Genomic DNA, 26949 nt, shown 5'->3' with positions numbered 1-26949 from the left:
GGGTGATATGTGTGATCGGACGGGTCTTGCAATGTTCGATCACGCGGTAGCGGCCCTGTGGGGGCAGTGGTGGGTTCGCGTGGGTCATGGTGTCGTCGAGGCGGTGCGGGATGTGTGGTGTTGTGCGCGGGTGACGATGAGTGAGACGTTCTGTCCGCCGAAGCCGAATGAGTTGCTGAGTACGGCCTCCTGGGGGATGTCTCGTCGTGCTGTGGCGACATCGAGGTCGATGTCGGGTCCGATGCCGGCTGCGGTGAGGTTGCGGGTCGGCGGGATGACGCCGTGTTCCACGCTGAGGACGGCGATGAGCGCCTCTATCGCACCGGCCGCGCCGAAGAGGTGGCCGAGTGCCGCCTTGGGGGCTGTGACGGTGGCGCGGCCGAAGACCTTTCTGATCGCGTGTGCCTCGGCGGTGTCGCCGGCCGGGGTTCCGGTGGCGTGGGCGTTGATGTGGCTGATCTGCTCGGGAGTCAAACCGGCTTGGACGAGGGCCTTGCGCATGGCGGAGACCTGGCCGGAGCCGTCGGGAGCGGGTGCCGTGATGTGGTGGGCGTCGGCGGCGATGCCGGCTCCCGCGAGCACGGCGTGGACGTGTGCGCGTCGGCGGCTGGCATGCTCGGCGCTTTCGAGTACCACGACGGCGGCGCCTTCGCTGAGGACGAATCCGCTGCGGTCCGCGGCGAACGGCCGGGACGCCGAGGCGGGTTCGGCGGTGTACCGCGACAGTGCTTGCGCCTGGGCGAAGCCGGCGACGGTGATCGGGGTGATCGCGGCCTCGGTCCCGCCCGCGATGACCACGTCCGCCTCGCCGGCACGGATGAGTCTGGCCCCCAGGGCGATCGCCTCGGCGCCGGAGGAGCATGCCGAGACAGGTGTGTAGGCCCCGGCCCGTGCGCCGTATTCGATGCTGATCAGCGCCGCTGCCGCGTTGGGCATGAGCATCGGTACCGTGCGTGGTGAGACGCGCCGTGTCCCGGCCGTCTCCAGTACGTCGTCTTCCTTCAGTAGCGTTCGGACGCCCCCGATGCCCGTGCCGATCGCTGATGCGAGCCGGTCCGGGTCGACCTGCGGGGCGCCGGCGTCGGCCCAGGCTTCGGCCGCTGCGGTGAAGGCTGCCTGCTGTGAGCGGTCGAGCCGCCTGGCCTGCGCCGGCGGCAGCGACTGGGCGGGGTCGATCGCCATCGTCCCTGCGGCGGTGTCGGGAAGGCCGGCGTCCTTGTGGCCGCGCAGGGCGCCGCCGCGGATGCCCGACCCGCCGGCGAGCAGGGCTTTCCAGGTGGACTCCACGTCTGCGCCGAGTGGTGTGATCGCGCCGAGTCCGGTGACGACGACTTCAGTCCTGTGCATGCCCTTCAACCTTTCTTGTATGTGATACAAGCGAACGGGCCTAGTTGTATCACATACAATTCGGGTGTGGAGAAGAAGCGAACCGAAGCCCGACCAACGCCGGCCCGGTCGCGTGACCGCGGTCGCGCGACCAGACGCCAGCTGATCGAGGCAACCGCACGGCTCTGCAAGGAGCGGCCCGGCGCCGAGGTGAGCGTCGCGGAGATCGCGAACGCGGCAGGCGCCTTCCCCAACCAGGTCACCTACCACTTCGGCTCCAAGGACTCGCTGCTCGTGCACGCCGCCTTTCTCGGCTTGCTGCACGACGCCCGACGGATCGAGCGCATCGGTCGCCAAGCCCCCGATGCGGCGACGTTTCGGCGCAACATCGCCCGCGCCGTACTGGCCATGCCCTCGCTCCCATCGGTCGCGCGAGCACTCGCCGCCGGGATCTCCAAGCCCGAACTCGCCCCTGTGGTCGACCGGCACCTCCAGTTGCTGTTCCGGCAATCCCAGCGCTTCGTGAGCCAGCTCGTCGACGGTCGCGGCTGGAGGGTCCGTCGACCGCTCGACGTGGAGGCCAGGACGTTCTGGAGCACCGCGCTCGGCGCAGTGCTGCTCGTCCGCGCCGGGGCACACGGCACTGTCGCCGACCTCGACCTTGCCGGAGCACTGACCATCCACGACGAAACCGAACACGGCTAGCCCGGTCGAACGGGCCTGTGGCGACGACGAACGCGGTTCCCGTCCGAAGGCGGCCCTGTCGTGCGAACGCGGCCCTGTCGCGGCCGGCACGTTCGCGGCCGGCATGTTCGCCGTCGCCGACGAACCCCGTTGCGGCTGGGGCAAGGCGTCAAGAACCTGCTCGCCGGCAACAGCCCGGCCTGTTTCAGAAGTGGATCAACGGCTGTCGTCCCTCCTGACGTAGCGAAGCGAGCCAGCCCCCGTGCTGGAACTCGGCAGGAACCTCCTCCTCCCACGGATCGACCCCGCGACGCTCCAGTTCGCCGGACCGGCGATCCCGCTGCGACTCGGGAAGGCCCTGTCCACGCCAAGGGCAGAAGCCGACCGCGATGCCCGATGCGCCACCGTCATGGATGATCAACCCGCGTTCCTGGAGTCCGGCACTGAACCGAATCAGTGCGTCCGGGCAGCCGAAGGGGCCGCCGTGCCGGTCACCAGGCCAGTTCACCCGGCTCGCCACCGCCTCACAGCAGTTGGGGCGGTGGCGAACCGGGGCGCGGGCGGGGCGGGGCACGGGCGGCCCTCTTCTCACCCCGATCCGCCTGCGCAAACCACCGCACCCGGACTCCCCCGGGCCCGTCCGGCAGGCTTGCCGGTTCACGGCGCCCGGTCTCGACTGACGCTGACCGTTACCGTTCTGCGCGACGGGGCGGGGGTCAGGTGAGTGCTTCCACGATCCGGGCGCAGCGCACCGGGTCCTCGGTGAAGCCGGCGCGCAGGCCCCATATCCAGTACTCGACGGCTCGCAGTAGTGCCCATTTGCGGGCGCGGTCGGGGTCGAGGTCCGCGGCGTCGGTCAGGGCGTCGATGCACCACTGGACGCGCGAGGGGCCGAGTTCGTCGAACCGGCTCCACAGCAGGGGTGCGACCTGGTATTCGAGGACGCCGCGCACGATCAGCGGGTCGACGACCGACCAGTGTCCGTCGGGGGTGCGCAGGACCTGGTCGTAGTGGAGGTCGTTGTTGACCAGGACGGTGTAGTCGTCGTGGGACAGTTCCTCGGCCAGGTCCAGTGCGTGGTCGAGTGTGTGTCGGGGTATCGGGCGGCCGAGTTCCTCCCACTGGGCGGGGAGTTCTCGTCGGTGGCCCGCAGCGATGTCTGCCGTCGTGCGCAGGCCGTCGGGTGGCTCGATGGCCAGCCGCCGTAGCAGTGTCCCGATCACGGGGACGGCCTGTGTCAGTGGCGCGTCGCGCAGTGGACGGGTGTGGTCGAGGCGTTGCAGCAGCATGACGCCCGCCGTGGTGTCGGTGTCGAGCAGGCGGACCGCGCCGTGGCCGTTCCACAGGCGCAGGGCGAGTACCTGTTCCTGCATCTGCTGGTCGGGCCACGTGACTTTCAGTGCCAGTGGCTCGCCGCCCCGGCGGACCGGCACGACGAGGCTGTTGTAGCCGTGCATGGGTGGCCCGTCGACCTTCAGGTTCCAGCGGTCGCACCATTGGGCGACGGTGTCCGGCAGGGCCGCCAGCCACCGGCGGCCCGCTTCGCCCTCGTGCTGCCAGCGGCCGAAGGCCCGAAGGGATTCGGGTACCTGTGTCAGGCGGTGTTGCTGCGAGCTTCCGGAAGTCACGGCGTCTCCATCCGGCGTCTCCGTTACGGTCTGGTCCAGGCCTTGTCGTCGGGCCCGTTCCTCGCTGATCGATGTGGTGCGGTTGCGGTGCACTGCGGGTGCGGCGCGCCTATCGGCGAGGTGCGGTGCGGTGCGGTGCGTCCGCAGGGGCGGTCGGGTCGACAGGAGATCCTACGCACCGGATGCCCTTGCCTGTCAGGTCAGTTCACGCCGAGGGCCGGAGAACTCCCGTACGGATCCAGGACGGGTGTACCTGTGCGGAGGTGCTTGTGCCGCCCGTCGGCCGTATCCCCGGCCCACGGGAGGGACCACCTCGTCCTGGCCCGTGTGCGGCCCGGGCGGGCGGCCGCCGGAAGCACTCCTGGCCCGTCTCCCGCCCCCTCTGCACCCGGGAACAGTTCCCTGACCGTCTCCCGGCCCTGGGCGGTACCGGGTGGGGTTGTGCAACAGGTCGTCAACAGGTTCCGGTGAAACGGCCACGCAACCGTGGCCCGTGGGCGGATCATGTTCGGGTGCCGATCATTGCGAACCCGCCCCCGCCCCCGCCCGCCAGGCCGCCGTCCTGGGAAGACCGGCTGGAGGCCTGGGTCGGGATATGCGCGGCCCGACTGGCCCTGTGGGGCCACGACTTCACCGACGGCGCGTGGCCCGACACCGAGGACCTCGCCGTCCTGCTCGCCCGAACCGCGGACGAAGTCGCCGAGATCCCCTCGATGCGGCCGGCCCACCAGGCCCTCACCGCCGCCCTCGCCCGCGTCCACGCCGCCGAACGATGGCTCCGCCCCTACAGCGCGGTCTCTCCCTCCATGGCCTGCCACCATCTGCGCCAAGCCGCTGAACACCTCCACGCCGCCCACCGCCACCTCACCGACACCGCGCCCCGAGGCCGCCCCAGCCTTCCACCCCGGCGGGGCCCGGAACACACTCCCCCGAGCCCCTGACCGCACCAACAATCCGACCACCCGCCGACGGGCCGTCAACCCGGCCCGCGAGGGCACGAGGCGGGGAGGAGGCGACCGCGACGACAGTCGGCGATGCGGGGCGGCAGGGCAGCGGGGCGGGCAGGCGGGCAGGCGGGGACACCGGGCTCGCCACCATCCTGGCCATGACGGGCACGACGACCACGCGGGCACAGCAGGCCCGAACAGCTCGGCCCCGGGCAGTCCCCCCCTTTTTGCCTCATCCGGCCGGGGGACGACAGTGCGGCAGCCAGGCCGGGAGCGGGCCCGAGCGGGGCAGACCGGGGCAGGCGGTCACCGACGACAGACCGGGGCGGCGAACAGGCTCTCACCACCCCCGAGGCGGGGCGGTGACGACGACCGACAAGAGAACCCCGACAACAGGCTGCGGGCGGCGGCGCCGAAGAGAGCAGCGATCGGGACGACGTCATCCCCGGGGCGCAGCAGGATGGGACGGCCGACGCCTGCCACAACGACGGGGGCACGGCCGGGGACGGCGGGAGGACTGCGGGAACAAGGCCCGGTCGGTCGGGGCGCAGCCGGGCAGGCCACGCGGCACCGGGCGGCCCCGATGGCGCGACGCGCGAAACGGGAAATCCTCCTGTCGTGGATGGCTTCAAGGGGTCATCCGGGCGGGAGCACGCCGAAGAATTTCCGGTCCAGCAGCGCTGACGGGGCTGATGGCCGCTGGTATCGGCGACCCGGGGATGGGCAGTCATGAGGCGATCCACCCGCGCACGACTGTCCTGCGTCCCTACCGGGCCGGCCCACGGCAGCCAGGGCGGTCACCGATGGCAGACCAGACCAGCGAACAAGCGCCCCCGCCCCAGGGGACAAAGCGAGCCGGGACAGGCCACGCAGCCGCCGCGGAACAGCCAGGACGGGGTTGGTTCAGGGGCTCGGGCGGTTGCGTCTGGTGGCCGTGTGGAGGAAGCGCAGGGAGATGGCGAGGCCGGCAACGGCGGCGGTGGCCACGAGGATCATCGTGGGCTGGAGGGCGTCGTCGGGGTAATGGCTGCCGGTGACGCGTGAGGCCTCGGGGTCGTCGGCTGCGACCTCCAGCGGGACCGTCGCACCGATGCCCGGTGACCTGACGCCGTGCGGCGTGAGGGAGTCGGTGCTGTAGTCGCGGTCGGCAACCCGGTAGGTGAGCGTGTACCTCGTTCCGCCCTTCATGGCCACAGCAGCGGTGATGGTCGCGTCCACCCGTAACGGTGCGGCGTCGATGCGGCTCGCCGTCCGCCACTGCGACAGTGCCGCGACCGTGCTGAGAACCAGCGCCAGCAGTGCGGCCAGGGCGCCGGTCAACGGGAGGAACCACGCGCGGCGGATCAACGATCTCATGGTCTGTCACGCTACGCGCCGTCACAACGGTGAGTCGAGGAGTACCCAGCCCCCGTCCACCGGACAGACTTCCTTCCGCGGCTGCGCGGTGATGGATTACCGGCCAGCCGAGGCCGACCGGACGGTGTCCGGCCTTTCCCGCCGGCACGCGCCCGCGCCGCGACCTGGCGGCGTGGTACGGATACGACGATACGGACCTGCGAAGCGGGTACTACCACGTCAGGACCCTGCTGGAACGGGCCGTTCGGGCCCTGCGGACCCGGGCCCGCCGAGAACTGCGCAGAGAACTCGGACCTCTCGACGAACGCATCCTCGCCCGGACAGTCAACGACCCGTTCGCACCGGGTGACCTTCCCTGGTGGAAACGACGGATCGAGATATGACGAGGGGAGAACGCGGACGGGTACCGGGCCGCCGGTCACCCTGGCTGGTCCCGCCGAAAATCCGCAGGTCACATCCTCTGGTCCCTCACGGACCGCCTGCTTCATGAGCTACTGCCGCTGGTCGGACGAGGAAGCGACGCTCCGAGGAACCGGTGGAGTAGGAGGAGGGCTGGGCGACGCTGTGGGAGAAGCGGTCGCCGCCCCGCACGCGACGCGGGCGCGGTCGGGCAGGTCTCGCCGCACAGGAACCCCTTGCGGTGGCGGCATCGACGCGCGGAACGGGAAATCTTCCTGTCATGGATGGCTCTGGAGGGTTAACAGTACGGGATCGTGCCGAAGAATTTCCGGCCCGGTGGCGCCGGCGGGACCTGGTGCCCGCTGGTACCGGCGTCCCGGGGGCGGGTGATCATGAAGCGATCCACCCGCGCACAACCGTCCTGCGTCCGCACCGGGCCGGCCCTGCGGCCTTGGAACCCGGACGGTAACCGCCGGCCGCGAGATCGCCACACCCCGGACCCGACCGGCCAGGCAGGCAGGTGGTCCCGGGTTCCGTCACCGCGAAATGGTGACTGGGCATCACGAACAGACCCGCCGTGCGCGTCGGTCCCCGATACAGTCGGCGACTTCCCGGCCGGCCCAAGGAGGTGGCGTCGAGGATCATCCGGGCGACCTGACGGGCGGCCGGTTCCCGGGACGTCAGCTTCGCGGTGCCCTCGACTTCGGGGACACGAGCCTCAATTCGGCCGTACGGGCGTTGACTTCAGCGGCATGCCGGCGCGTGGGCGGCGTGGGCGAGAGCGTCGGCCTGATCGGCCGCGATGGCCGGCGAGCGGGCCGCACCGTGTCGGCGTCTGCTCGCCGCTCAGTCTCCCCGGATGAAGCCGATCTGGATCTCCGCGAGGAACGACCGAACCCCGATGCACGGCCAGCCGGCTGCCTCCACTGCTCTGACGCTCAAGTCGATCTCTTTGCGGATCTTCTTCATCGTCACGCCGGGGCCGTCGATATCAAAAACAGCGGCGAAGTCGGTATCGCCCCGGTCAAAGGGCATCCTGGCGTCCGAAACAAGCTTTTGCATACGCCATGCATGGATCAAATCCCATGGCCATCCCCCTGAGCAGGTGCTGTGTACCTCGGTCCGCCGAGAAACTCGCTCATCAGGAAAGCCTTTACCCGGGCCCCAGTCTCCTAAAGCCCGATCTGGAGGTGCCGTGCCCCGACCCACGGTGGGTCCCTGGGGGCGGAAACCGCCGCCCGATGACCTGCGGTTGGTAGGTTTCCCCCAGGAAAAGCCAGCGGGGCGCCGGTGATGGTCGGTTTCAGGCGAGGCGGCCCGCGCGGGCGGGAGCAGCGGTACCGCTGCCGCGGCGGATCTCGTCGAGGATCGGCGTGCCGCGTTCGTCGCCGCGCAGGGCCAGGGCTGCGGCGGCTTCGAGGCGGGCGTCGAAGTGGGGGTCGGTGAGGTGGGCCGCCAGCACGGCGCGCAGAGCAGGGATGTCCAGCAGGACGCGGGTGCCGAGGGGGAAGTGAGTGAAGCTGTGAAGCGGACCGGGTGACGGAAGCAGGGTCGTCGACCAGGCGCAGAAAAGGACGGCGAGCGTGTCGGGCCGGTCGCCCAGGAGGGCGGGGAACGCCAGAGCGACGCAGTGGCGAACACCCGGGTCCGGGTGGTCGGCGTGGGCCAGGACGGCCGCGAGCTCCTCGCGGGAGCAGTAGCCGGTGAAGGCCGCGATGACGGTGTGCAGGGCGTACGGGTCCTACTCGGTGTCCAGCTGGGGCCGGAGGAACTATGCGGCCTCCCGGGTGAACGGCGACTCGTCGTCGTTGTCGGCATCGAAGCCGAAGCCGAAGCCGAGGAAGTTGATCACGTCGAACGCGAAGCGCCGGCGATCGAGCTCGCCGCCGTCCTCGGCCTCCTCCGCGACCGCGCGGGCCCAGCCGAACCTGTCCTGGCTCTGCGGCTCGGCGACCCGGAACAACGACGCGAACCAGTCGTCGTGTTCGGGGCCGGCATGGGCCAGGGCGCGGGCCATCAGCTCGTCCGGCGTGCGGTGGACCGAGTTTCGCCTCCAGGCCGGTGACGACCGCCCGGTGGGCCGGGAGCGGCACCGCCCCAGTGCCCGCACCGGCCCCGGACTTCAGGGCCGCCCGTCTCCGCACAGAGCCCCGGGCGTCCGCTCACCGTGGCAGCAGGCGCTCCAGATGGAACTGCGCCCGCCTGTCGGGCTCGGCCTTCAGCGACTGGACCAGGTAGCGCCCGGGCGGGAGCTCGACGGTCAGGTACTCGCCGCGCTCGAGGACGGCCTCACCGTCGTAGAAGACGTCCGTGAGCAGGTACCGCCCGGCGGTCAGGTCGAGGAACGGCCCGTCCTCCCACACCCCCGACCGCAGCGCCTCGCGCACCAGCGGCCGGACGTCGTCCGCGCAGTCGAAGTGGAGCGGCCTGACGAACATCCGTTCCTCGGCCGGCCACCCGACCAGCAGCGGCTCCCCGCCCAACACCAGCACGTCCCCGTGCCCGGGCACCGGGTAGGCGGCCGCGTAGTCCGCAGCGGCCTCCAACAAGGCCTCGTCGCAGCCCGTCCACCCCTCGGCGACCGTCTCGGGACACAGCACGAACAGCCCCGAGTCGGTCCCGTCCAGCCAGCCCTGCTCCACGGTCAACATACGGGGGATCCCCGCACGTCAGAGGGGACTGACGGTGCGCGGGCAGGTGGGCCACACGACCCGCGTGTACCAGGCGATCGCTCACGATCCACGCGCCCGGGCGCAGCACGGCGAGCAGGTCCGTATACGCAACGGCCCGCCGCCGCCTTCCTGGAGGAGCAGGTCGTGCAGGCGCTCCCGCCCGCACAGCCGCACCAGCGCCGCCCCGGTCAGCGCCCGAAACTTCCGACAGCAGAGCAAAACCAGCGGCCGAAAGCGGCACGGCCCCGCAGGCCACCCCCATCCACCTAGCTGATCACATCGACGCGGGACACCTACCCGGCCGGCCCGAACGAAGACGCCCGGTCTGGGCAGCGGCTTTGTCGAGCGCGACGGTCATCGGGCCGTCTGCTCCTCGGCCGGGACCTTCTCGCCCGTGTTCTCCGCCAGGACGAGGCCAGCGCTGACGGCGACGTCGAGCACGTGCTCGCAGTACGCCGCCGGTGTCCTCGGGTGGTCCGGGCGCAGCGCGGCGGGTTCGGTCCGGGCCGGAAGCGTGGCGGCGGCGCGGCGTCCGGCGACGGTGGGACACCGCAGGGTGCGAGAGTCCGACCGGGTGGTCGTGCGGGCGGGTCCTCCCCTTCATCCGGTGTCGGCAGGATCAGCTCCGGTGGCCAGACAAAGGACCAGGCCCCCGACACGCGACCCGCACCCCGCGCCGAGGGATCGGCGCGGCCCGGACGGCCATGCGGGTCCGTGTGACAGGTGACAGGTGTGGCAGGTGTGGCAGGTGCGACAGGTGCGGAATTCAGCTCAGCAAAGTCCGGCAAAAGTCCCGGGAAATGGAATGATGTCCGAAAATCGTTACACCAGGTTGTGACCTGAACACCTCTTGTTAGTGTCCCTTCAGTTCGACTCGCATGCCCCACCTCACACACCAGGGAGTTTGCGTCATGCTGAAGCGACGAATCGCCGTGGCCGCCGGGGTCGCCATGATGGCTCTGGCCGTCGGCACCGTGCCCGCCCACGCGACCAACGAAGTCAACTTCGCCGAATGCCTGTTCGCCAGCGACTACTTCACCATCGGCATCACCAACGACAACGGCACCGGTTTCAGGAGGTGCTTCGCGAACGCCGGCGACATCTGGATCGACCAGAGGTCGGTCACGAGTTTCAGCAGCGGCAACAACGCCGGGTACTTCGAGTACGAGCCCGGCGACGGCTCCCTCTACCGCCACACCTTCGGCAAGAACCAGGCCATCACCAAGAACTACGGCACCATCACGACGCTCCACATCAACTGAACCACCGGCCGGTCACAGGAGGCCGTGCCCCTGTGACCGGCCCCCCACGGGGGGCCGTCCCTCGGCGGAGCCGTCGCGGGCGGGCCCCGTGGCACGCGGTCGGCGGGGCCCGGGACGAGGGGCGCGAGGACGCGCTGGGTGGGGTTGACGAACTCGTCGTTGCCGTCGTCGTCCGAGTTCACCGAGGCGGCGACCGACCCCGTCGCCCAGGAGGCCAGGCCGAGCAGGAGGAAGAGGACGAGCAGGCCGCGCCCGGCACCGACCAGGACCAGCGGACGGGTGCCCGACGCCGGGCCCTCCGGTTCGCTGCCCGGCTCCTCGCCGAACAGGCGCTCGGGGTAGGCCGACGAAAGCATCGTCAGGTAGATGGTGTGGCGCATCCGGTAGCGCAGGACCGCGGCCGTCGCCTCGTACAGCGGCTGTGACATCCGGCCGAGGGCCAGGACCACGAGCCAGACCACGAACGACGCCGTCCGCCAGCCCCCGTACGCCAGGCCCTGCGCGATCGAGGCCTCCGACAGCGTTCCCGGACACCCCCCTGTCCCTCGGTGGTGCTCCCTGCAGAACTGACCGACATGCAACTCCAGTGGCTCCATCGGAAGAAGACCGCCGTCCCGCCGCCGTCCGCGCCGCGACCGTGTCCCGGCACCCCCGGTGGCCGACCGGACGATGCGGCCGGCGGGTCGGGCGCGATGGTCCCGGTGTCGGACCCCCCGAGAGACCAGGGAGCGGGTGGTGCCGCGCGGGCAGCCGACCGGGGCCGTGGCGATGATCGCGGCGACGGCGCCGAAGGACGCTGGATCGATGCCTTCGAGGCGCCCCGCGGTCTGGTGACCGCCTTCCGCGTGCCAGGGAGGCTCGCACCGCTCCCGAGGCCGGGCGAGTCCAGGGAAAACAGACCAGGAAGATGACCTGGACCACATATGCCACGACACATGTGTCGTGTAATGTGTCTGATATGAGCACTTCAGAGAAGAATCCGACCCTCGTCTTCATCCCCTGCTTCTCCGGCGCCCCGTGGAGCGCCGAGCAACTGGCCCCCTACGGCGAGGCACCCAAACGGACGCTGCGCCTGCCCGAGGGCGTCGACGACATCGAGCGCTACGCCGACCACGTCGAGAGCGCGATCGCGGACCTGGACGACTACGTGCTGGTCGGCGACTCCTTCGGCGCGAACATCGCCCTCGCACTGGCGACCCGCCGCCCGCGGGGCCTGCGCGCCCTGGTCGCGTCCGGCGGCTTCGCGGCCAACCCGGTCGACTCGAAGCCGTGGAAGGCCCTGATGCAGGCGATCGGCAGGGCCCGCGGGCCGCTCTACCGGCAGCTGACACTGCGCGCCCACGCCCACCGCCTCACCTCCCCGTTCGACGGCGAGGGCCAGGTGCCCTGGAGCCAGGCGCGCAGCCGCGAACTGTTCCTCGCCAACACCCCCGCCGTCTCCTTCGGCGCCCGCCTGCGGGCCGTCCTCACCGCCGACTACGTCGACGCGCTGGGCCGGGTCCAGGTCCCGGCCCTGATCCTGACCCCCTCCCACGACGTACTGATCGGCGAGAACGCCTCCAAGGTCATGCTCGCGGGCATCCCCGACGCCCGGGAGGTCGTGCTGCCGCGCACCGGCCACATGTTCCGCTTCTCCCACCCGGCCACCTATGCCGCCGCGGTCAACGACTTCCTCGCCACCGTGCCGACCACCCGGCGAGACGCCGATGCGTAAGGCCGAACACCTGCGGTTCGCGATCCTGGCGGCCCAGCGCGAAGGCAACCGGCTGCTGATCCAGGCCCTCAAACCGCACGGCATCACCCCGTCACAGGCCGAGGTGCTGCGCCTGCTCCAGCAGCACGGCACCTTGAGCCTCAACGGGCTCGGGCAACTCCTGGTGTGCGAGAGCGGCACCAACCCCAGCCGGCTGGTCGAACGCGTCGTCGCGGCCGGGCTGGTCGAGCGCCGCACCGACGCCGCGGACCGCCGCTACCTCCAGCTCAGCCTCACCCCCGAGGGCGAACGCCTGGCCACCGCCGTCGCCGGGATCGAGGAGTCCCTCTACGCCGCGATGGACACCGCCTGTCAGGGCCTGGACATCGACGCGATGCTCACGTTCCTGCACAACTTCATCGACCCCCTGCCCTCGGGCGAGGCCCTCAACAAACGCCTCGCCCTCGACTGACACCCCGCCCCCGACCGACGCCACGGCCCGCACGGGACCGCACGGCCGCACAGGACCGGCCGACCGCGCGCCGGGGAAGGAACGACCATGCGGTTCGAGAACACCCCGACCGTCGACGCGCCCGTCAGCGAGGTCTTCGCCCACCCCGCACGCCCACCTCGCACGCCCACCCCGCAAGGCCCGAAAACCTCCCGCGCTGGAACTACGCACTCGACACCACCGAGCAGGCCTCCCCGGGACCGATCGGGGCCGACACGACCTACCGCCGGACCCGCACGCTCCCGCGCCCGGCCGAGGAGCACTTCCGCATCACCGCGTACGCCCCCCCCGAACCTTCTGACCGCGGACGGCGACTTCGGCCCGTTCACCGGCACCACCACCTACCGGCTCACCCCGCTCGACCAGCACGCCACCCGACCGGTCAACACCGTCCACCTCACCGCCCCCGAAGTCCTCAACGCCGTCACCACGGTCACCGCTGCGGCGGACCGCAGTTCCTCCTTCTCCGCGGTGGTCAGCCGGTCGTCGCGCGGGCCGGGGCGGGGTCTTCGGCCTTGGCCAGGGTGGGCTGTGACGCAGTCGAGCACCATGGCGCGCATCCGGTCGACCGTGTCGGCGACGATGGCGCGGATGGCCGGGTTGGTGGTCGCCTCGCCCCAGGTCTGCACGCCGACCCGGGCCTCGGCGGGGTCGATCGTGGCGATCAGGCGGGCGAGCAGTTCGTCGGGGTCGGGCGGGCTGTCGCTCGCGGCGTACTGGCCGAGGGCTTCAGCGCGTTTGGCGAGCAGCGCGTGGGCGGAGGCCCGGACCAGGTCGTCCTTGCTGCGGTAGTGGGCGTAGATCGAGCCGGTCGAGAGGCCGGACTCGGCCGTGATGTCGGCGATCGAGGTCCGCTCCAGGCCGTCGCGGCTGAAGCAGCCTACGGCGGCCTCGGTGATCTGGGTGCGCCGGAGTTCCTTGCGTGCGTCGGTGAGCCGTGGCACCGCGCCCTCCGTCAAGAAGAATTGACGTTCTGCTTGCAGAGGGGACTCTGCAGAATCCCTGCTCTGTTTGGTGCGGGGGCGGGCCACGGGTGGACAAGCCCGGGCCGGAAGGAGGCCGGGAGGCTGTGCTGCCCGTTCCCGTGAACGGGACCGGGCGCCTGGGCCTCGTGGCACGGGGACACCGCGATGCGCGGCCGCAGGCCCGTGGGGCACTGGCGGTCTGTCGGGCTGCGGGCACGGCGACTAACGTACGGGTGCAGGCTCGGTGACGCTTCGTCACCAAGCGCCGCCATGGGTCCGCCATGGCCTGCGCAGTACGGACGGGACTCCATGCCCGGACGCACACCTGCCGAAGACGTCCATCGTGCGACTGGAGACCTCATGAATCCCCTCTCCGTTTCCCGTCGGCAGCGCCTGCGCGCTTCCGGCGCCGCGTGCGCCGCGATGGCGTGTGCCGTCGTCCTCGGTGCCGCGACACCGGCGCACGCCTTCAGCGGGGGGAACCACGAGAAGATCACCCGGGCCGCCCTGGGGCCGGGGGGCTGGCACCAGAACTCGCTGACGGCGATGGCGGACGGGAACTCGGGCGCGATCGTCGCCAACGACCACGGCGAGTACTTCGGCATCGGCAAGCTCCACTGCGACAACGCCGACTACCTCGACCCCAGGTACGACAGCCGCTACCCCCGCACCCGCGAGCAGGCCAACGCCGAGATCATCGACTGCGTCGAGGGCTCCATCGACCACGTCAGGAGGGCCGTCGCCGCCGCGGACCGGCTGGTCGACGCGAACGGGCGCGTCATCGCCACCCAGACCTCCATCTCCCCGGCTTGCTCGTGGAACGACCGACCGGGACGGGCGAAGTGCGAGGTGCTGGAGGACCTGGGCCGCGGCTGGCATCAGATCGAGGACTTCTACGCCCACAGCAACTGGGTCGACCAGGCCGGCCCGGGAGCCATCGGCGTCAAGAACCCCCCCCGGCCTGGGGCGCACCGACCTGCCTGTGTTCTTCTCCATCGGTCGTTACAGCTCCATGAGCAGGGCGGACTGGGTCAAGGACGCCACTGGCCACATCCCTCACGACCTGGCGACGGGCTGCTATCCGGACCGCGACCACAGCGGGACGGTTTCCAACTGCACGGGTCGCGTCACTCATGACGGGGTCCTGAACAAGGACACGAAGGACAGTCCGCGCTCGGTCGTCGCCCACAACTTCGACCACGCCTACGACCTCGCCGTCAAGGACATCGCACGCCAGTGGAAGGACTTCGAGGACGAGCTTCAGCTCAGGTATCCGAACAACGGCCGGGCAAAGGCGATGATCTGCGCCATCACCCATGACCACCCGGACAAGACCTGCTCCTGACACACCACCGCGGCGCCGGCCAGGCCGGCCCGAACGGCCCGACCACACCCGCCGGTGGCACCAGGAGACCGGCGGACCCGATGTCCCGCATTCCGCAACGGGAGGAAGGCCCCGCGTGTCCCTTCGACGCACGGCCTTGAGGATCGCCGCCGCGGCGGCGGCCGTATCGGCGATCGCCCTGCCCGCCTCCGCCCACGCCACCGGCCTGTCGACGGCCGGACCGGCACACGCGACGGCGGCGGACCGGGCCGGCTTCGTCATGGGCAAGGCCCAGTTCGACCGGATGTTCCCGAACAGGGACCGGTTCTACACCTACGACGCACTGGTCGGCGCGATGAGCGCCTACCCCGGCACCAACCTGACCTGCTGAGCGGAACGGAGAAGTCATGCGCGGATTCCTGACCAGGCTGTTCGTCGCGGCGGCCGCCGCCGCACTGACCGTGGTACTGCCGAACGCGGGCGCGGCGATGGGCGCGACCGTCACGGGTGCGACCGTCACGGGTGCGGCGGCGCCGACCCGCACCGCGCCGGTTGCGGCCGCCGCGGTCAACCACACGGTGACGTTCGTGAACCACTCGTCGCAGAAGCTGTGGATCGGAAGCGGCGTCAACGCCGACGGGTCGAAGCAGTTCACCCGGCTGCCGGTCCTGGCTCCCGGCCAGTCGGCGACGGTGACGATCCCCGAGACGGCCGCCCCGTTCCACTGGCGTGGGAAGTTCTTCGCACGCCAGGGATGCGGCGGGGCCCTTGGCAGCACCTTCCACTGCCGGGTGGCCGACTGCGGCCCGGCCGCCGACCACTGCACGACGGGCGAACAACCCGCCAGCCTCGCGGAGTTCAACTTCGACGCCAAGGACGGCGCCGCCCCCTGGTACGACGTGAGCTACGTGAACGCGTTCTCGCTGCCGATCACGATCACTCCGGTGAACGCCACGATCCCGGCCAGCGGGGGCTGCGACACGCGGGGCTGCGCGGCGAACCTGCTGCCCTACTGCCCGCCCGCCGACCTGACGCGCGGGCCGGACGGCAAGCCGATGCTGTGCACCAACCCCAGCCGGGACACCCCCAGCAGCTACAGCCGCGCGCTCAGCGCGAAGTGTCCCAAGGCCTACACGTGGTCCAAGCAGGACCAGGTGCCGGGCAACAAGGTGATGCAGCAGTGCAGCCGCTGCAGCGGCTTCACCGTCACCTTCGGCCCCACCGCGTGAGCCACCCGCCCCGGACCCCGGCCCCCGGACTCCAGGACCGCCGCGGCCCCCGTCACGACCGCGTGACCGAAGAGAGGAACGCCTTGCCACGTCGAATGCGCCTGTTCACCGCCCTGCTCGCGGTGCTCACCTGCCTCACCGTCGGCAGTGCGGCCGACGCGACCGCCGCCCCGGCGAAGAAGAAGGGCGTGAGCGCCTGGAACTTCACCGACGTCACCAAGGCGCTGGCCGACTCCAGGGCCGGCTGGTTCTACACCTGGGCCTCGGACCGCCAGCAGATCAAGCCGCCGGCCGGCGTCGAGTTCGTCCCCATGATCTGGGGTGCGGGCTCGGTGACCGACGCACAACTGCGAACGGCCAGGCAGGAGGGCACGACCCTGCTCGGCTTCAACGAACCCGACCTGTCGGCGCAGGCCAACATGAGCGTGGCCAGGGCCCTCGACCTGTGGCCCCGGCTCCAGTCGACCGGGATGCGTCTGGGGGCACCCGCGGTGGCGGGCGGCGGCGACGTCGCGGGCGGCTGGCTCGACCAGTTCATGAAGGGCGCCGCCGCCCGTCACGACAAGGTCGACTTCATCCCCCTGCACTGGTACGGCTCGGACTTCCGCGCCGACGCCGCGACCGGTCAACTGCGCAACTACCTCCAGGCCGTGTACAACCGCTACAAGAAGCCGATCTGGCTCACCGAGTACGCCCTGATCGACTTCTCCAGCGGCACCCCGAAGTATCCGACACCGGAACAGCAGGCCGCGTTCGTGACGAAGTCGACCGCCATGCTCCAGGGACTTCCCTTCGCCGAGCGCTACGCGTGGTTCACCCTCTCCGCGGACCGTGGCGGCACCGGTCTCTACAACCGGGCGACCCCCAACCGGGTGGGTACGGCCTACCGCGCGGCCGGCTGAGCACACACCCCGCCCCCGTCCACGCACGGGACCGATCGACCACGACGCCCGGACCGGCGCAGAACCGGGGGTCGGCGAGCCCGGCGGGTGGACCGACGTGTCCACCCGCCGGGCGACGGCTCGTGGCCGATCGGCTCGGCTCGTCGGCCGCCCCCGCGCCGGTCCAAGGGATTCCTCAGGTGGTCACCGCCCGCGAGCGCGCTGCTCGTCACGGCCGGTACGGGGCACCGCCAGGACCGCCCCGTCGGCGCCGGGCGGCAGCGGCGGCAGCGGCCGCAGCGGCCGCAGCGACCGCAGCGACCGCAGCGGCCAGGACGGATCCGGTGCCCAGGCCGGCTGGCCGCCGGCAAACGGACCGGTGCGGTCCTCCAGCATGCCGATCGCCCGGCCTCGGGCCCGCCCGACCTGACGGCCCGCGCAGTCGTCGACCACACCGAGGCAGCGCGGCTGGGCGTACTCCCCGGTGTCCTTCCAGCGGTGCCCCGACAGGTCGGAGGCGGTGGCCAGGCGGCCGGACGGCGGCAACGGTGGCGGCGTCCAGCCCCCGGGCCTCGTTCCCCGACTCCGTCACGCGGCTGCGCCGGCGGTCAGCCCCCGGCGCAGCCGCCGTTGCGGCAGTCGCGCCAGGGGCCCCAGGCACCGCCCGGGGCCTGCTCGGAGATCTCGGCGGACAATGAGCTTGTTCTTTTTCTTCCACCCTCGAACGGCGTCTCGAACGGGGTCGCTCGCTTGGGGATTCGCCGGACATGAAGGCGGCCTTCGTCTGATCCTGTGCTCCGACCAAGGTGCACGTGACCACGACGAAGGCCGCGAGGGTGAGTCTGCTGCCTGATGCTGTGCGGCGGGAAGCGTTCGCGGAAGCGTCACGTTTCCGGGGAGCGTTCTACGAGTGTCTGACCGCCCGGCGTGACGAGTTGTTCGAACTCGCCGACGCGGTGCTGTGTGCGGACGGTGCGGTGAAGTCCCGGTGGACCTGACACTGCTGCCCGAGCACCGGCGTGGGCACGGAGCGATGTACGGCGGCCTGAACCAAGGCCGGATCGACGTCGTCCGGCTGCGGACGGTGCTGGCCAGGCTGTCGCTGCCGCGCTTCGACGGCGGGCGCCTGGTCCTGGCGGTCGATGTGTCGCCGTGGCTTCGTTCGGACGCGCCGTGCTCGGCGGAGCGGCTGTTCTGCCACGTCTACGGCCGGGCGAAGACGGCTTCGCAGTTCATTCCGGGCTGGCCCTACTCCTTCGTGGCCGCGCTGGAGCCGGGGGCCACGTCCTGGACCGCGATTCTGGACGCGGTTCGGCTCGGTCTGGCGGACGACGCGACCGCGGTCACCGCCGCCCAGTTGCGGGGTGTCGTGGAGCGACTCATCACCGCGGGCCAGTGGCAGGCCGGAGACCCGCACATCGTGATCGTCAGCGACGCCCGCTACGACGTCACCCGCCTGGCCTGGGTCCTGCGTGATCTGCCGGTCGAGTCGGTGGGCCGGGTCCGCTCCGACCGCGTGATGCGCCTGCCGAAACCACCGAGGATGCACGGCGTCAACGGCCGACCGCCCAAGCACGGCCCGGAATTCCGCTTCGCCAAACCGGAGACCTGGCCCGAGCCCGCGATCACCACAGTCACCGACACCATCAACTACGGCAAGGCCGAGACCCAGGTGTGGGACCGGGTCCGCCCCCGGCTCACCCACCGCTCCTCCTGGCTCGACCACGACGGTGAACTACCTCTGGTAGAGGGAGCGTTGATCCGGGTAAAGGTCGAACACCTGTCGAAGGAACGAGAGGCCCCGCCGGTGTGGCTGTGGTCCTCCGAGACCGGCGCCACACCGGATGACGTGGACCGCTTCTGGCAGGCATTTCTCCGCCGCTTTGACCTGGAGCACACCTTCCGCTTCGCGAAGCAGACCCTCGGCTGGACCACCCCGAAACTCCGTACTCCCGAGGCCGCGGACCGCTGGACCTGGATCCTGATCGTCACTCACACCCAGCTCCGCCTCGCCCGCCCCCTCGCCGCGGACCTGCGCCGACCCTGGGAGAAGCCGGCCGCCTCCGAACGGCTCACCCCGGCCCGGGTCCGCCGGGGATTCAGGAACATCCGCCCCCACCTCATCTGCCCGACCCGTATTCCCAAACCCAGAGGCACGCGTCCCGGACGGTCACCAGGCGCCAAGAACAAACACCGCGCACCCCGCTACGACGTTGGCAAGACCGTCAAACGCCCGGAGACCCTCAAGGCCATCGGCAAACCCGGACGATCTTGGTAGATAAAGAACAAGCTCAGGGCCCACCGGCCCCCTGCCCACGTGCCCCGTCCCTCGGCACGGCGACGCCTGGCTGAAGGGCGCGCTCGGCATCGCCGTCGCCACAGCCGTCCGAGGCACAGGCACCTACCTCGCCGCCTGGTATCGACATCTGGTCGCCCACCGAGGCAAGAACGGGGTCCTCGTCGCCGTCGGCCACTCGATCCTCATCGCCACCTGACACGTCCTCGCCGACATGCCCTACCGTGACCTCGGCCCCGACCACTTCACCAACCCCCTCGGCAAGATCCGCCAGACCCGGCGCCTGGTCTCCCAACTCGCTGCCCTCGGATACGAGGTCTCCATCGAACCGCGCACGGCGACGACCACCTGAGCTGCCACCCCGCCACAGCCGAGCACAGGAATTCTCAAGAGAGCCACACGCGGTGAACCGCGCGCTCCCGCAACAGCAAACGTCGGTCTCCGAAACCAGTCTCGGAGACCGACGTCACCTACCGCAGTCGATCAGTCACTTTCGCCGACACTATCGTCGGCTCGCCGGGTCGTTTGAGGACCAACCCTACGAGGGCTTGCTGAAGACGAACTTCTTGGGGCGATCGACGGAGATCGGGACGTACATCCCGCCTCCGGCGTCCTTACCCGCGACACGCAGCCAGGCACCCTGCTTGGAACCAGCCGTCTCACCCAGACTGAGCTTGATGTCCTGGTCCTCTCCGCCGTCCTTCTTCTCCAGCGTCCACGTCCCGTTCCCGGTGAAGAATTCGACGGGGGTCTCGTCGTCGGACGCGAAGGAGGTGGGGAAGTTCGCCGTTGCCAGCGTGCCATCCGCACGCAACGTCAGTTCCGCCCCCTGGCGGCCGTGCCAGGTGCCGACGAGATCGCTCTCCTTCGCCGAACCGCCGGATGGGGCGGCGGTCGTGAGGATCCAGACGACCAGGGCCACGATGGCGCACGGCACAGAAATCAGGGCGATTGATTTTCTTTTCATCGAGCACTCAGCGTCTCGGACCAGGTCGCGTTCTGCGTCTTCGTCGACATGGGACCGCCAACCCAGTCCGCAAACGAGTTGATCGGCCCACCGACCCACGAGTCCCACGCATCACGTAGGAACGGCGGGTGTACGAGCGAGTTGAACGTCGTGTCGTTCTTCACGTGGATCTCCACCTCCACCCTTCCTCCTTGATCATCCCTGGAAAGGATCTTGAAATCATAATTATATGATCCCACGAAAATGGACGTCGAGCTGCCGTACTTCCCGTCGGCCATGGTCTTGTCGATCCAGGCGGTGAGCCCAAACGTCTGCAATGAGGCCGCATCGCTCAGGAGTCGGCCGACGCCCTCCTTGCCCAGAACCGAGTAGCCGCCCTTACCGCTCTGGTTTCCTTCCTTGATCGATTTAAGGATTTCCTGGCGGACGACATCCATGGAGTGGTCCTTACGGAGCTGCTCGGTGAACTCGTCTCCAGCCGTGTAGTTGACCGTCTTGTCGCCCGCCCCGAAAAGCCACTGGAAGCCCAGCTTAAGCGCGCCCGGCTTGGAACCCTTTCCCGCCGACTCCACCTGCGCCCGTGCCAGCACCTCCCGCATCCACTGGAACTGCATCCGGGTCTCCTCGTCGACCTGCGCCTCCTGACCCCTGCGCTTCTCGTCCTCCGCGAGACGCAGGAGGTCCTCGGCGCGCTGCTTGGCGATGTGGATGGCGAAAGCCTCCCTCTGAGCCACAGCCGCAGCTGCCGAGTCCTTACCTGCGGCCTCGGCCGAGCCCCGCGCCCTGCCCGCCGCAGCATAGGCGGAGGACGCCGAGGCCTTGGCGTACGCGGTCGAGACCCGAGCCTGCGACGCGGAGTAGGACGCCTTGTCGGCATCCCGTCGAGCGGCAGTCACCGCCGTAGCAGCGGTCTTAGCGGCGCGAGCAGCCTGGCCCGCAGAGTCTTCGGCGCTCTTGGCCGCCCCCTGGGCCTGCTTCGTGTACTCGCCCGCCTTCTGCGCGGAGGCCTTGGCCTGAGCGGCGTACAGGTCGGCCTTCGCCGAGGCGTCGTCGGCCCGGGCTGCGGCTTCGAGAGCGGTGGCGGCGTCCTGCTGCGCGGTGGCCGCGATGCCGGCCGCCCCTGCGATCAAGCGGTCCACCTGGGCCGCGTGAGTCGCGGCAAGCTTGTCCTTACGTTCCGCCATGTACTGGCCAGAGCCGATGAACTCGTGCAGCAGTACGGCCGGCCCCTCAAGAGCGGCCTTGGCCCCCTGCTTCACCTCGGGCCCCCCACTGCTGGTCAGCTGGGCGGCTCGCACGCGCTCGTCGAGCTCGCGTGCGCTGTACTGGCCTGTGCTCAGGAACTCGCGGAGCTTGTCGGGGGAACCGTCCTGCAACGCCGCCTTGGAGGCCTCCTGCACAGCCGGGCCACCCACGCTCTTCACCTGGAGCGTCCTGAGCGTGTACTCGCCCAGTGCCGCCTGGTACTGCCCTGTGCGCAGGAAGTCCGAGATGGTGTTGACGTCACCGCTGAGGGCCTTCTGCGCGGCCTCGCGGACCGCGTCGGAAAGACCGTCGGATGCGACGTAGTCGACTCGGGCGTACTGGTCCTGCTCAACGGCCTTCTGACGTCCGTTCACCACGTACTCGCGCACCGCCTGGTCGGAGCCGCCCAGGGCGGCCTCGGCGGCCGTCTGGCTCCACGGCCCCTGTGTCTTCAACGCGGACAGGGCCACCTTGCGCCCCGTCAACACGGTCTGCTGCGGATCTGCACCGGGGGCTGAGGCGTCTGCGGCCAGTTTGGCCACCTGGGCCTCTTCGTCCTTCGCCTCCCGCGTTACACGCTCCTGCTCGGCCCTGCTCTCGTCCTCCGCGCTCTTGAACTCCCTGGCCTGTTCTATCGCCATCGTCGCACGGGTCTTGCGTTCCTCCTCCTCCGTCCTGCGCGCCAGATCCCGAGTTGCCCCCGCCTTGTCCACTGCGGCGCTGGCGGTGTCGGCTGCCTCCTTCGCGGCGGCGGCGTGCACCTTGGACTGGGCCGCCGCCGTCGAGGCGTCGCCCGCGTTCTTCGCGGCGCTCTCTGCCGCATCGGCGGCCTTCCTGGCGTGTTCTGCGGCGGATACAGCCTGCGCACGGGCCTCGTTCGCGGCGCGCGCCGACTCGCCTGCGAGAGCGGATGCCGCGTTAGCCGCGCGGGTCGCCTCACCGGCTTGGCGCCTGGCCTGCTCCGCTGCCGCGTTGGCCTTCGCCGAACTCGCCCCGGCGGACTGCGCAAGGCTGCCGGCCCGAGAGGCGGAATCGGCCGCGGCGTTGGCGTTGGCACCAGCACTGGCCGCGGCCTGCGCCGCGCGCCCGGCTTGCTCGGCAGCCGCTCCAGCCGATTCAGCCGCCTTCGCAGCCTCGTCTGCCCCTGCAGCGGCATTGCGGGCGTCTTCCGCCGCCTTACGCGCGGCGGAGGCGTTGGAGGCGTCCCTGGCCGCGCCCGCCGCAGCGCCACGGGCCCGTGTTGCAGCCTGCGCCGCTCCAGAGGCCGCCGCCGCCGCCGCCTGCGAAGCAGCGTTCGCCGCGACCCGGGCCGAAGCACTCGCCGCGCGGGCGGCACCTATAGCTTGCTGCGCGGCCCGCGTGGCACCGCCGGCGGCCTCCGCCGCGAGCCCAGCCGCATCTGCCGCACGCCCGGCGTCCGTACGGGCCGCCTCTGTTTCCTGCGCGGCCGTCTGCGCCACCTCCTTGGCCAGCTGAGAAGCGTCCACCGCGCGGTCGGAGGCCTCCTTGGCTGCGTCATTCTCCCGCTTGGCCTGGTCTCCCGCTTCTTTCGCCTGTTGTGCCAACTGCTCGACCGTCGAACGTTCCTGATCTCTGGCGCGAGCCACATGCTGGCCCACCTCAAGGAACTCACGGATGTCATCGGGAGAGCCGCTGACGGCAAGCTTGGCCGCCTGCCTGGTCGCCGGACCCGCCGTACTGAGGATCTGCATGGCCCGAACCCGCTCGTCCAGCTCCCGTGATGCATACTGGCCGGCACGCAGGAACTCACGCACGTCGTCGATCGACCCGGCGAGGGCGGTCTTGCCCGCGTCACGGACCGCTGGACCGCCGGTGCTGACGATCTGGCCCGCCCTGATCCGCTGGTCCAGCTCCAGCGGCTTCTCCCAACCGTCCTTCACGAAGCTGCGCAGCTCCTGCGGGGAGCCTCCCAATGCCTTCTTCGCCGTCTCCCGGACGTTGCCACCGCCTATGGAGAGGATCCGCATCACCTCAAGCCGGTCGTCCAGCGCTCCGGCCGACTCCCTCCCGCTGTCCAGGAAGCGCCTGACATCCGCGTCACTTCCGGTGAGGGCGGCCTCCGCCGCTGCCTTCACGGAGGTTCCCCCCTCCTTCCAGAACTCGACCGCACGCCCCCGGTCGGTCACCGTAGCGGCGCTCTCGGCCTCCCCGCCGTCCTGCGTCGCCGCCGCTGCGGGACTCGTCCCCATGATCCCCGCTGCCAACGTCAGCGGCACCAGCCGCGCACACGCAGAACGCATTCCACGCGGCCAGATCTCCCTCACACTTTTAGAGCGGCCTTCATTCTTCATAAACTGACTCTCTCTCAGGAATTGAAACTCCCCCACCCGATCAGGTCACCACGCCGAGCATGCCGGGAGAAGGCAGGCGGCGGCGCAGGCCGAACACGAAGGCGCCACGGGACGCCATCCGGCTTTGCATGATTAATCAAGCAGGTGCCATCCAATCAAAAACACCCTCATGCCATGATCATTTTCAGGCGGCACCTCCCCTCATCCCGGGGCGTCAACAGGGCTTGATGGGGTGTTTTCTCATGGCGACAGATTCTATACACATGATTTAATATCTCTTTACGCACGGCGTCTGATCCTCCGTGCACCAATCAGAGAGGGAACCGTGATATCTCGTACACGCGCTGCACTGGTCGCCGGCTTCAGCACTGCCGCGGTGGCTCTCGGAGCCACCGCCCTCGCCACGGCCGCTGGAACCACTTCCCCGGCCCCGAGCACCACTCCCCCGCCAGCGGTGGAGGACTTCTCCTACCCGGGGGCGGGCCGGGTCCTCAAGGACAAGGGCCTCAAGCTGATCTCCGGCGACGGGCACATCATGCTGGCCGAGTGCAGCAGCCAATGGAGCATCAAGGTCCAGGCAAGCAAGAACAACAGCTTCACCGAGTACTGCTTCAACGTCTCCGGTGGAACCGGCTACCTGGCACTGGAGGTGCCCGGCACCTTCGGCCTCTGGAACGACGACCACAACCTGCGCGCCACTCTCACCAGTGACGGGAAGACCAAGACCATCGATGTGGCCAAGGACGACGTGACGACCGTCGGCGAAGCCGACATCCCCTCCGGAGGCAAGAAGGCAACCCTCGTCGAGCTGCGCGTCACCGGCTGAGCAACCGCAGCCAGCCCGCGCACCGCCTTCTTCTCCGTACCATCCAAGGACTGAACTCTTGTCTGGCATCACTGCGCGCGCCTCATGGAAGGCCACGCTCCTCACCACCGCCGTCACCGCCGGCGTGCTCACCACGCTCTCCGCCAGCCCGGCCGGCGCCGTTCCTGGCGATCCGGCCGCAGGCGGCTCCTACGCCTACACCGCCCGCCTGGCGATCGGCGACAACGTGCGCGCCTGCACCGGCGCGTTGGTCGACCGGTACTGGGTGATCACCGCCGCCTCCTGCTTCGCCGACGACCCCGCCCAACCGCAGGCCCTGCCCGCGGGCGCCCCCAAGTGGAAGACCACCGCGACCGTCGGCGACAAGACGGTCGACCTGGCAGAACTCGTAACCCGTCAGGACCGCGACCTCGTCATGGCCCGCCTCGCCACCCCCGTCACCGGCGTCGCGACGCTCCCCGTCGCGACCACCGCGCCCACGACCGGTGAAAACCTGCGCGTTCCCGGCTACGGCCGCACCAAGGACGAGTGGATACCGAACAAGCTCCACTCGGGGGCCTTCACCCTCGACACCGTCGCCGCGACCGCCATCGCCACCACCGGTACCGGCGGCGCCGCGATCTGCAAGGGCGACACCGGCGCCCCCGCGATCCGGGAGAAGAACGGCAAGGCCGAACTCGTCGCGGTGGCCTCCCGCTCCTGGCAGGGCGGCTGCCTCGGCGAGACCGAGACCCGCACCGGCGCCTCCTCCAGCCGCGTCGACGACCTAGGCGCCTGGGTCCAGCAGACTCGCTCGCTGACACCGGACAACCGTACGACCACGGTCTACGAGCCGGCCGCGCAGACGTCCGAGGTCTTCCGGCTCGGGACCGACCGGCAGATCTATGGATCGTCCTTTAAGACCGGCAGCGCGGGCTGGAGTGCGTGGCAGTTGCTGGCCCCCCGCGAGTTCGTCAGCGGCCCCACCGCCGTCTACCACGCCGACAAGAACACCACCGAGGTCTTCGCGATCGGCACCGACCGGCAGGTCTACCACTCCTGGCACAACCCCGGTTCGAGCACCTGGGCCGACTGGCAGCTCCTCGCGCCTGGCAAGGTCACCGGACCGCTCCAGGCCGTCTACCACGCCGACAAGAACACCATCGAGGTCATCGCCCTCGGAGACGACCAGCAGGTCTACCACTCCTGGTACACCACCGGCGCGACCTCCTGGAGCACGTGGACCCTCGTGGCCCCCGGCAAGTTCACCACGGTGAACGCCAACTACATCGGCGACCGCCGCACCAACCAGATCTACGCCATCGGCGACGACGGGCAGATCTACCAGTCCTACTACACCACCGGAACCACCGGCTGGACCCCGTGGCAGCTCCTCGCCCCCGGCCGGTACACCGCGCTCAGCAGCGTCTACCACGCCGACAAAGAGACCATCGAGGTCGCCGCACTCGGCGAGGACCGCAAGATCTATCACTCCTGGTACAGCGACGCCACCTGGACCTGGAGCAACTTCCAGCTCGTCGCCCCCGGCACCTTCACGGCGCTGAGCACCGCGTATCAGGCCGACAAGAACACCATCGAGATCGTCGCACTCGACGACAGCCGACAGATCCAGCACGCCTGGTACACGACCGGCGCAACCTCCTGGAGCACATGGACCCTCGTGGCCCCCGGCAAGTTCGCCACCGCTCCCAGCACCCTCTACCACGCCGACAAGAACACCATCGAGACCGTCGCCGTCGGTGACGACCAGCAGGTCTACCACGCCTGGTACACCACCGGAACCACCGGCTGGAGCCCGTGGACCAAGCTCCCCTAGTGCTGGATTCCTTAAAGGAGGTATACAAATTGGCGTCGGAGTAGGCGGGTTGGTGGGGGGTCTCTGCCCCAGATCCAGGGCTTGGCGCGTGCGTTGAGCTGGGCGGTTGCGAGGCGGGTGGCCTTGTCGATCTCGTCGGGGTCGGCGAACGACTGGTCGGCGAGTGTGGCCTTGCGAAAGATGCGCCACCAGCCTTCCTGGAGGTTGAGCCAACAGGCGCCGACCCGGATGAAGACGTGCTTGCGGGGGTGGTCCTCGAGCCAGGTCCTGGTGAAGATGCTGTTGTGGGAGGACGCGGTCATGGTGACCTGCTGCCCGTCGGTGACGCGCAGGCCCAGGTCTTCTCCGGTCCGCGGTGAGGTCGACGGCCCCTCATCCACCTCTCACGTGTTGGGAATCTCGTTCATGTCTCGTGCCACCGCCGTGTCCCGCGCCTGGCGGGCGGGCGTATTGATAGCGACAGTGGCCGTCGGCACGCTGACCATCTTCTCCGCTCCTCCGGCCGGCGCCGTGGTCGGCGATCCCGCCGCAGACGGCTCCTACGCCTACACCACCCGCCTGGCGATCGGTGACAGCCGCGCCTGCACCGGCGCGCTGGTCGACCGGTAGT

The 26949-nt window shown here is 70.0% G+C and carries 27 protein-coding genes and 1 pseudogene; 14 read left to right on the top strand and 14 right to left on the bottom strand.

Annotation, left to right across the window (positions count from 1 at the left end; translation table 11 throughout):
* Window positions 1–84: 84 nt before the first annotated feature.
* The gene (locus AB0O82_RS24440; RefSeq protein WP_363586074.1) at window positions 85–1347 is read right to left on the bottom strand and encodes a beta-ketoacyl-[acyl-carrier-protein] synthase family protein; all 1263 of its coding nucleotides are present in this window, start codon (window positions 1345–1347) and stop codon (window positions 85–87) included.
* Window positions 1348–1413: 66 nt separating this feature from the next.
* On the opposite strand from AB0O82_RS24440, the gene AB0O82_RS24435 reads away from it, so the two are divergent.
* On the top strand, window positions 1414–2031 hold the full coding sequence (locus AB0O82_RS24435) for a TetR/AcrR family transcriptional regulator C-terminal domain-containing protein (protein WP_363586073.1): 618 nt from the start codon (window positions 1414–1416) through the stop codon (window positions 2029–2031).
* Between the two features lie 184 nt (window positions 2032–2215).
* Here the strand turns inward: AB0O82_RS24435 and AB0O82_RS24430 are convergent, their stop codons facing one another.
* Together AB0O82_RS24430 and AB0O82_RS24425 are read right to left on the bottom strand one after the other, a co-directional pair.
* Window positions 2216–2431, bottom strand: a complete 216-nt coding sequence (locus AB0O82_RS24430; RefSeq protein ID WP_363586072.1) for a hypothetical protein — start codon at window positions 2429–2431, stop codon at window positions 2216–2218.
* A 295-nt stretch (window positions 2432–2726) separates the two neighbouring features.
* On the bottom strand, window positions 2727–3638 hold the full coding sequence (locus AB0O82_RS24425; protein ID WP_363586071.1) for an aminoglycoside phosphotransferase family protein: 912 nt from the start codon (window positions 3636–3638) through the stop codon (window positions 2727–2729).
* Between the two features lie 512 nt (window positions 3639–4150).
* Between AB0O82_RS24425 and AB0O82_RS24420 the strand changes: the two genes are divergently transcribed.
* Window positions 4151–4579: a hypothetical protein gene (locus tag AB0O82_RS24420; RefSeq protein ID WP_363586070.1), complete on the top strand. Its 429-nt coding sequence runs from the start codon at window positions 4151–4153 to the stop codon at window positions 4577–4579.
* Between the two features lie 909 nt (window positions 4580–5488).
* Here AB0O82_RS24420 and AB0O82_RS24415 read toward each other — a convergent pair.
* The 5 genes from AB0O82_RS24415 to AB0O82_RS24395 form a co-directional block, all read right to left on the bottom strand.
* Window positions 5489–5941: a hypothetical protein gene (locus AB0O82_RS24415; protein ID WP_363586069.1), complete on the bottom strand. Its 453-nt coding sequence runs from the start codon at window positions 5939–5941 to the stop codon at window positions 5489–5491.
* Between the two features lie 1245 nt (window positions 5942–7186).
* Window positions 7187–7402: a hypothetical protein gene (locus AB0O82_RS24410; protein WP_363586068.1), complete on the bottom strand. Its 216-nt coding sequence runs from the start codon at window positions 7400–7402 to the stop codon at window positions 7187–7189.
* A gap of 241 nt (window positions 7403–7643) precedes the next feature.
* Window positions 7644–7802, bottom strand: a complete 159-nt coding sequence (locus AB0O82_RS24405) for a hypothetical protein (RefSeq protein WP_363586067.1) — start codon at window positions 7800–7802, stop codon at window positions 7644–7646.
* A 309-nt stretch (window positions 7803–8111) separates the two neighbouring features.
* Window positions 8112–8357, bottom strand: coding sequence for a hypothetical protein (locus AB0O82_RS24400; RefSeq protein WP_363586066.1), 246 nt, complete (start codon window positions 8355–8357; stop codon window positions 8112–8114).
* Between the two features lie 145 nt (window positions 8358–8502).
* Complete coding sequence (locus AB0O82_RS24395; RefSeq protein WP_363586065.1) at window positions 8503–8991, bottom strand: Imm21 family immunity protein; 489 nt, start codon at window positions 8989–8991, stop codon at window positions 8503–8505.
* Window positions 8992–9923: 932 nt separating this feature from the next.
* Between AB0O82_RS24395 and AB0O82_RS24390 the strand changes: the two genes are divergently transcribed.
* Window positions 9924–10274, top strand: a complete 351-nt coding sequence (locus tag AB0O82_RS24390) for a beta/gamma crystallin domain-containing protein (RefSeq protein ID WP_363586064.1) — start codon at window positions 9924–9926, stop codon at window positions 10272–10274.
* On the opposite strand, the gene AB0O82_RS24385 is transcribed toward AB0O82_RS24390, so the two are convergent.
* On the bottom strand, window positions 10241–10870 hold the full coding sequence (locus tag AB0O82_RS24385; RefSeq protein ID WP_363586063.1) for a DUF4389 domain-containing protein: 630 nt from the start codon (window positions 10868–10870) through the stop codon (window positions 10241–10243). The genes AB0O82_RS24390 and AB0O82_RS24385 overlap by 34 nt on opposite strands.
* 362 nt (window positions 10871–11232) lie before the next feature.
* On the opposite strand from AB0O82_RS24385, the gene AB0O82_RS24380 reads away from it, so the two are divergent.
* Both AB0O82_RS24380 and AB0O82_RS24375 read left to right on the top strand, forming a co-directional pair.
* Window positions 11233–11988 (top strand): alpha/beta hydrolase, encoded by a 756-nt coding sequence (locus AB0O82_RS24380; protein WP_363586062.1) that lies wholly within the window; start codon window positions 11233–11235, stop codon window positions 11986–11988.
* Window positions 11981–12439, top strand: a complete 459-nt coding sequence (locus AB0O82_RS24375) for a winged helix DNA-binding protein (protein ID WP_363586061.1) — start codon at window positions 11981–11983, stop codon at window positions 12437–12439. Before AB0O82_RS24380 ends, AB0O82_RS24375 begins: the two co-directional genes overlap by 8 nt.
* Before the next feature lie 380 nt (window positions 12440–12819).
* Here the strand turns inward: AB0O82_RS24375 and AB0O82_RS24370 are convergent, their stop codons facing one another.
* Window positions 12820–13422, bottom strand: a complete 603-nt coding sequence (locus AB0O82_RS24370) for a TetR/AcrR family transcriptional regulator (protein WP_363586060.1) — start codon at window positions 13420–13422, stop codon at window positions 12820–12822.
* Window positions 13423–13803: 381 nt separating this feature from the next.
* Here AB0O82_RS24370 and AB0O82_RS24365 point away from each other — a divergent pair, with 381 nt between their 5' ends.
* From AB0O82_RS24365 to AB0O82_RS24350, 4 genes are all read left to right on the top strand, one after another.
* Entirely contained in the window at window positions 13804–14580 is a 777-nt protein-coding gene (locus tag AB0O82_RS24365; RefSeq protein WP_363586059.1) for a hypothetical protein, read from the top strand.
* Window positions 14581–14903: 323 nt separating this feature from the next.
* On the top strand, window positions 14904–15158 hold the full coding sequence (locus AB0O82_RS24360; RefSeq protein WP_363586058.1) for a hypothetical protein: 255 nt from the start codon (window positions 14904–14906) through the stop codon (window positions 15156–15158).
* 16 nt (window positions 15159–15174) lie between these two features.
* Window positions 15175–15996, top strand: a complete 822-nt coding sequence (locus AB0O82_RS24355) for a thaumatin family protein (RefSeq protein ID WP_363586057.1) — start codon at window positions 15175–15177, stop codon at window positions 15994–15996.
* Window positions 15997–16079: 83 nt separating this feature from the next.
* Window positions 16080–16898, top strand: coding sequence for a glycoside hydrolase family protein (locus tag AB0O82_RS24350; RefSeq protein ID WP_363586056.1), 819 nt, complete (start codon window positions 16080–16082; stop codon window positions 16896–16898).
* A 183-nt stretch (window positions 16899–17081) separates the two neighbouring features.
* Here AB0O82_RS24350 and AB0O82_RS24345 read toward each other — a convergent pair whose 3' ends face one another.
* Window positions 17082–17423, bottom strand: a complete 342-nt coding sequence (locus tag AB0O82_RS24345; protein ID WP_363586055.1) for a hypothetical protein — start codon at window positions 17421–17423, stop codon at window positions 17082–17084.
* Between the two features lie 290 nt (window positions 17424–17713).
* Between AB0O82_RS24345 and AB0O82_RS24340 the strand changes: the two are divergent.
* Window positions 17714–19155, top strand: a pseudogene (locus tag AB0O82_RS24340) (NF041680 family putative transposase).
* 232 nt (window positions 19156–19387) lie between these two features.
* Entirely contained in the window at window positions 19388–19525 is a 138-nt protein-coding gene (locus AB0O82_RS24335; RefSeq protein ID WP_363586054.1) for a hypothetical protein, read from the top strand.
* Window positions 19526–19711: 186 nt separating this feature from the next.
* Here the strand turns inward: AB0O82_RS24335 and AB0O82_RS24330 are convergent, their stop codons facing one another.
* Both AB0O82_RS24330 and AB0O82_RS24325 read right to left on the bottom strand, forming a co-directional pair.
* Window positions 19712–20095 carry a hypothetical protein gene (locus AB0O82_RS24330; protein WP_363586053.1) on the bottom strand — a complete coding sequence of 128 codons (384 nt, stop codon included), beginning with the start codon at window positions 20093–20095 and terminating at the stop codon, window positions 19712–19714.
* 41 nt (window positions 20096–20136) lie between these two features.
* Window positions 20137–23697 carry a chemotaxis protein gene (locus AB0O82_RS24325; RefSeq protein ID WP_363586052.1) on the bottom strand — a complete coding sequence of 1187 codons (3561 nt, stop codon included), beginning with the start codon at window positions 23695–23697 and terminating at the stop codon, window positions 20137–20139.
* 376 nt (window positions 23698–24073) lie between these two features.
* Between AB0O82_RS24325 and AB0O82_RS24320 the strand changes: the two genes are divergently transcribed.
* Together AB0O82_RS24320 and AB0O82_RS24315 are read left to right on the top strand one after the other, a co-directional pair.
* Window positions 24074–24523 carry a hypothetical protein gene (locus AB0O82_RS24320; RefSeq protein ID WP_363586051.1) on the top strand — a complete coding sequence of 150 codons (450 nt, stop codon included), beginning with the start codon at window positions 24074–24076 and terminating at the stop codon, window positions 24521–24523.
* Window positions 24524–24581: 58 nt separating this feature from the next.
* Window positions 24582–26339 carry a trypsin-like serine protease gene (locus AB0O82_RS24315; protein WP_363586050.1) on the top strand — a complete coding sequence of 586 codons (1758 nt, stop codon included), beginning with the start codon at window positions 24582–24584 and terminating at the stop codon, window positions 26337–26339.
* 11 nt (window positions 26340–26350) lie between these two features.
* On the opposite strand, the gene AB0O82_RS24310 is transcribed toward AB0O82_RS24315, so the two are convergent.
* On the bottom strand, window positions 26351–26719 hold the full coding sequence (locus AB0O82_RS24310; RefSeq protein WP_363586049.1) for a hypothetical protein: 369 nt from the start codon (window positions 26717–26719) through the stop codon (window positions 26351–26353).
* Window positions 26720–26744: 25 nt separating this feature from the next.
* Here AB0O82_RS24310 and AB0O82_RS24305 point away from each other — a divergent pair, with 25 nt between their 5' ends.
* Window positions 26745–26948 carry a hypothetical protein gene (locus AB0O82_RS24305; protein ID WP_363586048.1) on the top strand — a complete coding sequence of 68 codons (204 nt, stop codon included), beginning with the start codon at window positions 26745–26747 and terminating at the stop codon, window positions 26946–26948.
* Window position 26949 lies beyond the last annotated feature (1 nt).

It is taken from the genome of Kitasatospora sp. NPDC088264, assembly GCF_040685715.1.
In the GTDB taxonomy this organism is placed as follows: Bacteria; Actinomycetota; Actinomycetes; order Streptomycetales; family Streptomycetaceae; genus Kitasatospora.
The sequence above is the reverse complement of the archived record's forward strand: the minus strand, read 5'-3'. Positions and strand labels throughout refer to the sequence as shown.